Origin of the sequence: Acidithiobacillus ferriphilus (genome assembly GCF_018854775.1) — a bacterium.
Classification (GTDB): Bacteria; Pseudomonadota; Gammaproteobacteria; order Acidithiobacillales; family Acidithiobacillaceae; genus Acidithiobacillus; species Acidithiobacillus ferriphilus.
This window is the reverse complement of sequence record NZ_JAAZTY010000111.1, coordinates 1-9,296: the sequence shown is the minus strand read 5'-3', so window position 1 is coordinate 9,296 and position 9,296 is coordinate 1. Positions and strand designations below refer to the sequence as shown.

Here is a 9,296-nt window from a genome sequence, read left to right as displayed (position 1 = left end):
CACCGCCGCTACACGACCTTCCGGAAGAGTGGCCGGAATGAGATTGGCGGGGGTGGCGCCGTAGAGATCATTCAGAATCAACATAGCATCACCATCATTTATTTTCTCTAACAAACCCCACAAACGCCGCCGCCCCTCCTCGGGCGGTTGATCAGGCAGGATTTCCAGAATCTCCAACGCCGGCGGCATGGTCCCGAAAATATGCTGGAGCGCTGCCGCGAAGGCTTCACCCAGTCCCGCGTGTGTCAGGAGCACGATGGTAATCATTGCAGCGTCTCGGTAATGCCCAGCTCCCGATGCTGGATCAGAATCCGCTGCCCTTCTCCGGCAAGCATTTGCGCCAAGGCCTCCACCATATATACGCTGCGATGTTGCCCGCCGGTACAGCCCAGAGAAACCGTCACATAGTTACGGTGCTCTTGTGCAAAAGGCGCCAGCCATGCCTGCAGGAAGCTGCGCAAAGAATGGAAGGCGCGGACCACCTCTGGGGCCTTCTCCAGGAAATCGCGCACCGGTATGTCACGACCCGTCAGGGCACGGAGTTCGGGATGATAATGGGGGTTGGGCAGGGCACGCAGATCGAAAACGAAGTCGGAGTCCAAAGGGAGTCCTTTTTTAAAAGCAAAGGACTGCAACAACAAGACCAGGCCACTGTAATGATGCGACGCCAGACTCCATGCCTGCACCCGTAGACGCAACTGGTGGGTATTGATTTGCGAAGTGTCGAGGCGCTTGTCAGCCACATCGGCAAGCGGTTGGACCATCTCGCGTTCACGCCGCAACACCGTGAGCAGCGGTTCGCCCAATGCTTCTGCGAGATCATCGGTGAGGGGATGACGGCGGCGAGTTTCGCTGAAACGACGCAGCAAGGTACCCTCATCCGCTTCCAGAAAAAGGATGCGCGGACGCAAAGAGTAACGCTCGCGCAAATCGGTCAGCGCCTGTGGCAGAGCGGCGAGAAATTCGCGGTTGCGCACGTCGATACTCACGGCGGCGAGCATGAAGCCGGCATCCCGCCGCGCCAACTGCGCCCCGAACTCCACCAACAAGGTGGCAGGCAGATTATCGACGCAGTAATAACCCTGGTCTTCCAGGGCCTGCAGGACCGTAGATTTTCCTGAGCCGGATAGACCACTGACGATAATAAAGTCCTGCTCCGCCATCATTCTTCCCCGACACTCAACCGTACCTGCGCCTCAAAATCCGCGAGCATATCGCCACCGGACTCCTTTACATACTGACTGCGTGCCGCCGCCTCGACCAGTACCGCCAAGTTGCGCGCCGCAGACGCGGGCAAGCACAACCGGGGCAATGAGATTCCGAGAATATCCAGATGATCCACCTTGCCCTGTAAACGATCGATATCCGCGATTTCCATATCGCGCATATCCTGGATTTCGACGACCAGTCGGATACGTTTGGAATGTACAATGGCGGCGGCGCCGAAGAACTCCCGGATATTAACAATCCCCAGACCCCGCACTTCCAGAAAATTACGCAGCGGGGCCGGACAATGCCCCGTCAGGATATTCGGGGCTTCACGGATACAGAGCACGCTATCGTCAGCCACCAGTCGATGACCACGACTGACCAGTTCCAAGGCCAACTCGCTCTTGCCAATCCCTACCTCGCCCTGCAAAAGCAATCCCACCCCCAGCACATCGACCAGTACACCATGCACCTGCTGGCGGGGCGCCAGTTCCTGGTCCAGGTGGCGCTGCATCCGCGCCAGAACCACCTGCGCGCCAATCGGCGTCGTCATCACGGCAATCTGCCTAGCTTTCAACGCTTCATAGAGGTGATCATCCAGTGCCTGGCCTTCACAAATAACGAGCAGACGCAGCTTATGGGGCAAAAACTGTTCCATTGCCTCTGGATGGGCACCCAGGTAAGCGAGCTCACAAGTCCCGGCAATCTGTACCACATGCGGCCGGATAAAATTAAAAAATCCGACCAGTGCCGCCCCACCCACATCATCCTCCGCCCAAGGATCACCGCGGAGGTAATGGTCTTCTCCAGGCTGATGCAGACATTGCCAGCGCAATTCGCTGTGCAGCTCCGCCCAGAGTCGACGCAGGCTAATTTGTCGTTCCATAACTCCGCCTTGCCCGACACTCACGGCTGTACCCAGCCTGCTTTGTGGTACAACTTACGTCGGCCCCGCCAACAAACGAAAAAACTCCTGGGGATCAGGAGTTTTCATCAAGGCCTCGCGCACTTCGTCCACGGCGAGTTTCGCGGCCAATGCGGAGAGCGTCTCCAGATGCGCGGTCGCGGCCGCTTTAGGCACCACTACCGCCAGAAAGATGGATACATCCAGCCCGTCCGGCGCCGCAAATGGAATACCCTGCGCGGTGCGCAATGCGGCAATGGCTATCTGATTCACACCCTCCACCCGGGCATGGGGCAACGCCACCCCATGCCCGATGCCCGTAGATCCTTGCATTTCGCGCTGTTGCAAGGCAACAGCAATCCCCTTAGCAGACAGGCCCGTAGATCCTGCCAGGATTTCCGCCAAGGTCCGCAGCACATCACCAGCATCAGCCACAGGCGGATTTATACGAATATTAGCCGGGGAAAGAGGCAGAGTTACCATGGTTATTCAGTCGACATCCACAATGGCCGCCAAACCAGCGGGGTGGTCATTACGACGATCCTGCAGTTTTTCCTTGTAACTGTGCACCTGCGCCTCCAGTTTGTCGGCTACCAGGTCTACAGCTGCGTACATATCGGCATCATGCACCTCGGCATAGAAGACGTGTCCAGGGACATTGACAGTAATATCTGCAACATTACTCAGCTTTTCGTGGGGAAGGTGCTTCAGCACCACCTGAGCATTAATAACATGGTCGAAGTACCGATCGAGGCGTCCAATCTTTCCGTCGACATAGTTTTTAATGGCATCCGTCAAATCCAGATGTTGCCCGGTAATAGTAATTTGCATGGCGCTCTCCTACCAAGTGAGGTGACCGTTTTGAATCCTGCCCCGCTACGGGGTCCCCTTTCAGTGTAGCGCCAACGGCGTCGGCAAAAAACCCTGGCGGCGATATCACCCTCACAAACGCCGCCGCTGGCTCGCGGTAGGAATATTAGCCGCCTCGCGGTACTTGGCCACGGTCCTCCGCGCAATCTGAATACCCTGATCGGCCAGCACCTTGGCGATTTCCGCGTCACTCAGCGGATGCCGTGCGCTTTCAGCCTGCGTCATCTTGATCAGTAACGCCCGAATAGCGGTGGCCGACGCGGAACCGCCACTGTCAGTACTCACATGACTGGAGAAAAAGTATTTAAACTCATAAAGACCACGGGGTGTAATCATATATTTCTGATTGGTGACCCGCGATACCGTCGATTCGTGCATTTCCACTGTCTCGGCAATATGCCGCAGGACCATGGGCCGCATGGATTCCGGCCCGTTGGTAAAAAAGTCCTTCTGCCTTTCGACAATAGCCCGCGCCACTTTCAATATGGTTTCCTGGCGGCTTTGCAGGCTTTTGATGAACCAGCGCGCCTCGTTGAGCTGATCCTGAATGTATTTATGCGCCGCATCTTTCCCACCCGTCATGCCCGCATAGCGACCATTGATACGTAATTTAGGCATCGCCTCGGGATTCAGATCGACGCGCAGACGCTTGCCCACCCAGCGCACGATCACATCGGGGATGACGTACTCGGTACTCTCAACACCCACCTCTTCACCCGGTTTAGGATTCAGTGTGGAAATCAGCGCCATCGCCCCACGCAACGTCTCCTCATCCACCCCCAGCGCGGCACACAAACGTGGATAATCGTGGCGCCCGAGGGCCTGCAAGTGATCCTTCACAATACGTTGCGCCAATAATATAGACGCATCCTCCCCGACCATCTGCTTCAGTTGCAGCAGGAGGCACTCACTGAGATCACGGGCCCCCACGCCCGGCGGGTCGAAGTCCTGCACGCGCAGCAATACCGCCAACAGTGCATCGTCCTCCACATTCATATTGACAGCGAGATCTTCCAGGCTTTCCGCCAGATAACCGCGCTCATCAATCGCGTCGATGATCAACTCCGCCATATTGCGCTCGTCGGCACTGAAGTGCGTCATATCAGCCTGCCAGCGGAGATAATCCTGCAAACTCTGACTGTGACTGCTGCGCGATTCAAAATCCGGCATATCTTCGTCAGAACCACCGCCAGAACCTGATGTTCCCATGTCGAAAACGTCGTCCCACTGGCTGTCTAAAGGCAATTCATCCGGCAGCGTATCCTCCGTGGTCAGATCCAGCTGCCGGTCTTCGGAAGATATCTCAACCGTCTCCGGGAGCGGCCCGCTGCCACCTTCTTCATCCCCAGCATCCTCATCAAGCAGCGGGTTGCTCTCCAGCATGTTTTGGACTTCCTGCTGCAGATCAACCGTAGACAGTTGCAGCAGGCGGATCGCCTGTTGCAACTGCGGGGTCATGGCCAGATGTTGGCCGAGCTTGAGTTCTAAACCTTGTTTCATAATTTCCAAAAATCAGATTTGAAACTGATCCCCCAGGTAAACCTGCCGTACCATAGGGTCATCCACGATTTCCTGCGGACTACCCGCTGTCAGCACTTTGCCATCATGCAGTATATAGGCGCGTTCGCAAATGCCTAAGGTCTCGCGCACGTTATGGTCGGTAATCAGAATCCCGATGCCGCGCTCCCGCAAATCCTGGATAAGCCGTTGGATTTCGAGAACAGAAATAGGATCAATACCGGCGAAGGGTTCATCCAGCAAAATAAAACGCGGACTCATGGCCAGCGCCCGCGCAATTTCCACCCGCCGCCGTTCGCCACCCGAAAGGCTATGTCCTTTGGTGTCACGCAATTGATGAAGGTGCAGTTCACTCAGCAGTTGCTCCAAGCGCTCCTGCCGCTCCATCTTACTCAACGGCAGAGTTTCCAGCACGGCAAGGATATTGTCAGCGGCACTCATCTGGCGAAAAACCGAAGGCTCCTGGGGAAGGTAGCCCAGCCCCATGCGGGCCCGCTCATGCATGGGCAGTGCAGTGATGTCCCGCTGCTGCAAAAAAATATGACCCCGCTCAGGACGCACCAATCCGACCATCATGTAAAAGGTGGTGGTTTTCCCCGCCCCGTTAGGACCGAGCAATCCCACCACCTCACCGGCCGCCACCTGCACCGAAACATCACGCACCACGGCTCGCCGCCGATATGACTTGAAAAGGGATTGCGCCTGCAACAGTTCGCTCATGGCTTCCCACCGCTCGTGGAGCGGCCCGCTGCGGCGGGATAGAAGACCGACCGCACCCGTTGACCGGGATTTCCGGTGACAGCCGTTTGCTGGTTACGCAGGAAATAGGTGACCTGCTGGCCATTGATCTCATTCTTTCCCTGCCAGAGATGGGCATTACCAATGAGCACAATTTCGCCGCTGGCCGGTTTATAGACCAGGGTGTCGCCATACCCGTGGCGCTGCGCGCTGGACATGGTGATGGTAACCGGGCTCCCCACCGCCGTGGCCTGCCGCACCTTGCCGCCGGCCGCGTCGATAGTGAGCTTGTCGGCATGGATAACCACATCACCCTGAATCATGACCACGTTCCCGGTATAAACGGCCTGTTGCTGCGGTTTATTCTTGCCGTACAGGGTATCCGCGCTGATCTGAATGGGGCCCTTGGCCAGCCCCTGCTCCGCAACCGGGGCCGCCAGGGCGGTGATAGATACCGCAACGAGCAAAAAGGGCCAGAATCGCCGGAAAGAAAATCGCTTAAGGAACATACATGCCACGCACATCATGCAAAACATTTATCTCTTGGGTTTTTACCGAGGCCCAGAGACCTACCCCGGTCATCCAGTCTTGCCCTCGCTCCAGCCGTACCGGTTCTGGAGACGTAATAATGCCGGTTTGCGGATCATAGTGCACCTCTGTGGTAAGTACGCGGGTATTCGGTTGCAAGGTACCGATAACATTGCCTGACAAGATAATCCGATGGCCATGACGCTCTACCACGCCCTGATTAGCACGCAGATGGAGTTGCTGTCCCGGCTTGAAACGCTCGACGGCGACTTGACTGAGCATGGTCCGATCGAGACGCGGTTCGTGATAAGCCGTCCGGGCAGTAGCCAGCAAATCCAGTTTACCGGTCGCCGTATACTGACGCATGACCACGTCTTCGGCCGCCTGATCTCCCTTGTGGATTTGACCATGCCAGTCGATGTACGGCAAAGACAATGGATGCCGTGGCCACGACCACCACACGAGTGCCGCAAGCAGCAGCAGGAGCAGGGACAGGCCCAGGCCGGGGGCGCGGAAACGCGGCATCAGTTTTCGCGACATAACCTGATTTCGGATTGATTGATGATCAAGGCAGGACTCCGGCAGCTCTGGCAATGATTGCTGACCAATGCCCCTGCGCTCGCAGAATCAACTCGCAGAGCTCCCGTACCGCACCATAGCCACCCTGCTGCGCGCTCCGCCAGTGCACTCGACAACCGACCTCCGGGTGGGCATCAGCCGGGGCCGTGGCCAGACCAACGCGGGTAAGAATGGGCAGATCAAGAAGATCATCTCCCATATAAGCCACCACCGCGTCATCCAGGCCAAGGGCGATTTTGAGTTCCGTGTAGGCTAGATTCTTGTCCGAGCAGCCCTGAAAAATCCGCTTGATGCCCAGGTCATGAGCACGATGGGCGACCGCCGGGGAATAGCGCGCGGTAATAACGGCAACCTCTATACCCCGTTCCTGCACAAGCTTGATACCGTAACCATCACGCACGTGAAAGGCTTTACTCTCCCTGCCGTCATCGTCAAAAAACAAGCGGCCATCGGTCAATACGCCGTCCACGTCCAGGATCAACAAGCGAATCTGGGCGGCACGCTTCATTAAATCCGTGTCGGGCGATATCAATTCATTCATACGATGCCTGCGCGCAGCAAATCATGCATATTCAACGCGCCAATCAGCCGCGCCTCACCATCGGTAACCAGAAGCGCACCGATGCGATTATTTTCCATCAGGGCAAGGGCTTCAGCAGCAAGGGCCTCAGCGATAATGGTGGCCGGTTTGGCATGAGCCAGTTCAGCCATGGGCTGTTCCCAGATATCCTGGCGCCGCGCGAAGGCACGGCGCAAATCACCATCGGTAAAAATCCCCAGTACCCGATCTTCCGCATCCACCACCGCCGTCATTCCCAACCCCTTGCTGCTGATTTCCAATACCGCTTCGCATAATGGCGTATCCGCTCGCACCTTAGGCAGGCTGGTGCCCCGGTGCATCACATCCTGCACCCGCAGCAGCAGGCGTTTGCCGAGGCTGCCGCCCGGATGGGACAGGGCAAAATCATCTGCCGAAAAACCGCGCGCCTGCAAAAGCGCCATCGCCAGGGCGTCTCCCATGGCCAGGGCTGCTGTCGTCGATGCCGTGGGCGCCAGGTTGAGGGGACAGGCTTCCCGTGCCACAGCGCAGTTGAGATGCACAGCAGCGCTGTGCGCCAGGGTGGACTGCGGGTTGCCGGTCATGGCGATCAAAGGCACTGCCAGGCGTTTGACCACGGGCAAGATAGCCAGAAGTTCGGCGGTCTCCCCGGAATTGGAAAGAGCAAGCAGGCAATCCTGGCGGGTAAGCATACCCAGGTCACCGTGGCTGCCTTCGGCGGGGTGCAGGAAAAGAGCAGGGCTGCCCGTGCTGGCCAGAGTCGCTGCGATTTTTTTGGCGATAATCCCGGACTTACCCATGCCAGTGACGACAATACGGCCGCGGCAACTCAGCAGGAGCTCGCAAGCTCCCACAAAGTCCGCGTCGAGACGCGCTTCCAGCGCCGCCACCGCCGCCGCCTCCAGGCGCAACACATCCCGGCCGGTAGCCAGCAGACTCTCTGGCGTTACAGTCGAGGTAGTCACCGGCAGCCGTCAATTCGCATGGGCGGGATCCTGTCTCTGGATGGCTTCATAAACCGCACGGCAGTGGGGGTGCGCAAGCATAACCTTATCCACATCCGCAAATGAAGCGTTCTGCAGCAATTTCCAGCATTTCAGGTTCTCGGCAGCCAGCGCATCAGGATGCCGGGCGTACCAGCCCACACTGTCATGGGGGGCTGCGGCATCGCCCACCTGCTCGCGTGCCCACCATAAGAGCAAGGCAAAGAGCGCAAGCGCACCAATAATAACCAAAGCGTAAACAATCTTCATAAATGTGCTGGTTAACCTGAATAGGGTTGGATCACACTTCTTCCTGATACTGCTGGTTCAGCAACTGCACAAGCAGCCCTTCACGGGTCACAATGTCGGCCATTAACGCAGCACTTATGGCCCGCCACACAGTTCGGAAGGCGGCAAGATCTGCCCCATCGTTAAACTGCTCTGCAATTTCACTGAGTTTTTCCAGAGACTCGCGCGTCTGCAGACTGGTACTCAGGGCATTCTTGATTTGTTCCCGAGGGTGCGGAATCCAGCTTCGGTCACTCCCATAGGAGCGCAGGCGCTCCCCGAATTCGAGCGCCCGTTTCCGCAGCTTGCCTGCCAAACCGATCTGGCCACTGCGCAAATCCCCCCAGACCGCCAGATCCATAAGCAGACCCCACTCTCGGCGCCAGCGGTCGCGCAAGTCGGCATCCAGACCCACTGCCGCATGCACTGCCGCCGGGTTAAAGTCCATGAGAAGTCGCCGCACAATCACGCCGGGCCGCCGACAACCGCTCTGGCGTGCCTACATCTATCCATTTTCCTTGGTACAAATTGCCCTCCACCAGACCCGCCGCAATCCATTGCCGCAACCAGGGAGCCAGAGGAGCCGACTGCTCAGGAAAGTCCCGAAACAACTCCGGATCAAGACGCGCGATGCCTGCGTAAGTATGACGTTCTTCGCCCGCCAACGCCACCATGCCGGCAGACAGGGCAAAATCTCCCTGCGGGTGCTGCATCGGGTTGGGCACCAGCACCAGATGCGCACGCGCCGGGGAAGGCTGACAGATCTGCGCCCAGGGAAAGTCCGTGCAAATATCACCATTCACCAGCAGAAAAGGACTGTTCCCCAATAAGGGCAGGGCGCGAACAAGGGCGCCACCCGTCTCCAGACGACCTGCGCGCTCGTCACTGTAATGGATGCGTAGCCCCTGCCAATCTGGACCCAGGGCCCGCATGATCGCGTCACCCAGATGCCCGATATTGATAACCACATCACGAATACCCGCCGCAGCCAGCGACTCCAGATGGCGCGCGATAAGGGATTTTCCAGCAACCTCCAATAGGGGCTTCGGGACATGATCGGTAAGAGGTCGGAGTCGCTCGCCCCGCCCCGCAGCCAGGATCATCGCCCGGGTAACGGCGG

Annotated in this window: 14 protein-coding genes; all 14 read right to left on the bottom strand. The window is 57.8% G+C overall.

What is annotated here, in order from left to right; genetic code table 11:
• Nucleotides 1-267, bottom strand: a 267-nt coding sequence (locus HF921_RS08305; RefSeq protein ID WP_372444397.1) for a PTS sugar transporter subunit IIA, incomplete at its 3' end; no start/stop codon positions are given.
• The gene (gene rapZ / locus HF921_RS08300) at nucleotides 264-1,163 is read right to left on the bottom strand and encodes an RNase adapter RapZ (protein ID WP_064220112.1); all 900 of its coding nucleotides are present in this window, start codon (nucleotides 1,161-1,163) and stop codon (nucleotides 264-266) included. The genes rapZ and HF921_RS08305, both read right to left, overlap by 4 nt.
• On the bottom strand, nucleotides 1,163-2,095 hold the full coding sequence (gene hprK, locus HF921_RS08295; protein WP_215892153.1) for an HPr(Ser) kinase/phosphatase: 933 nt from the start codon (nucleotides 2,093-2,095) through the stop codon (nucleotides 1,163-1,165). Before hprK ends, rapZ begins: the two co-directional genes overlap by 1 nt.
• A gap of 54 nt (nucleotides 2,096-2,149) precedes the next feature.
• Nucleotides 2,150-2,596 (bottom strand): PTS sugar transporter subunit IIA, encoded by a 447-nt coding sequence (locus tag HF921_RS08290; RefSeq protein ID WP_215861652.1) that lies wholly within the window; start codon nucleotides 2,594-2,596, stop codon nucleotides 2,150-2,152.
• Nucleotides 2,597-2,602: 6 nt separating this feature from the next.
• Nucleotides 2,603-2,944 (bottom strand): ribosome hibernation-promoting factor, HPF/YfiA family, encoded by a 342-nt coding sequence (gene hpf, locus HF921_RS08285; RefSeq protein WP_215860654.1) that lies wholly within the window; start codon nucleotides 2,942-2,944, stop codon nucleotides 2,603-2,605.
• Between the two features lie 111 nt (nucleotides 2,945-3,055).
• Nucleotides 3,056-4,483 (bottom strand): RNA polymerase factor sigma-54, encoded by a 1,428-nt coding sequence (locus HF921_RS08280; RefSeq protein WP_215893650.1) that lies wholly within the window; start codon nucleotides 4,481-4,483, stop codon nucleotides 3,056-3,058.
• Between the two features lie 12 nt (nucleotides 4,484-4,495).
• Nucleotides 4,496-5,221, bottom strand: coding sequence for an LPS export ABC transporter ATP-binding protein (gene lptB, locus HF921_RS08275; protein ID WP_215861651.1), 726 nt, complete (start codon nucleotides 5,219-5,221; stop codon nucleotides 4,496-4,498).
• Nucleotides 5,218-5,748, bottom strand: a complete 531-nt coding sequence (gene lptA / locus HF921_RS08270; protein ID WP_215892150.1) for a lipopolysaccharide transport periplasmic protein LptA — start codon at nucleotides 5,746-5,748, stop codon at nucleotides 5,218-5,220. The genes lptB and lptA overlap by 4 nt, the downstream gene beginning before the upstream one ends.
• Nucleotides 5,738-6,307, bottom strand: a complete 570-nt coding sequence (lptC, locus tag HF921_RS08265) for an LPS export ABC transporter periplasmic protein LptC (protein WP_064220105.1) — start codon at nucleotides 6,305-6,307, stop codon at nucleotides 5,738-5,740. Before lptC ends, lptA begins: the two co-directional genes overlap by 11 nt.
• Nucleotides 6,308-6,332: 25 nt before the next feature.
• Nucleotides 6,333-6,887 carry a KdsC family phosphatase gene (locus tag HF921_RS08260; RefSeq protein WP_064220104.1) on the bottom strand — a complete coding sequence of 185 codons (555 nt, stop codon included), beginning with the start codon at nucleotides 6,885-6,887 and terminating at the stop codon, nucleotides 6,333-6,335.
• Nucleotides 6,884-7,870 (bottom strand): KpsF/GutQ family sugar-phosphate isomerase, encoded by a 987-nt coding sequence (locus HF921_RS08255; protein WP_308169329.1) that lies wholly within the window; start codon nucleotides 7,868-7,870, stop codon nucleotides 6,884-6,886. The genes HF921_RS08260 and HF921_RS08255 overlap by 4 nt, the downstream gene beginning before the upstream one ends.
• A gap of 9 nt (nucleotides 7,871-7,879) precedes the next feature.
• Entirely contained in the window at nucleotides 7,880-8,158 is a 279-nt protein-coding gene (locus HF921_RS08250) for a hypothetical protein (protein ID WP_215892149.1), read from the bottom strand.
• A 31-nt stretch (nucleotides 8,159-8,189) separates the two neighbouring features.
• A complete protein-coding gene (locus HF921_RS08245) occupies nucleotides 8,190-8,624 on the bottom strand; it encodes a hypothetical protein (RefSeq protein WP_064220101.1) in 435 nt (144 codons plus the stop codon).
• The coding region (murU, locus tag HF921_RS08240; protein WP_319025484.1) for an N-acetylmuramate alpha-1-phosphate uridylyltransferase MurU at nucleotides 8,614-9,296 on the bottom strand (683 nt) is incomplete at its 5' end. The genes HF921_RS08245 and murU, both read right to left, overlap by 11 nt.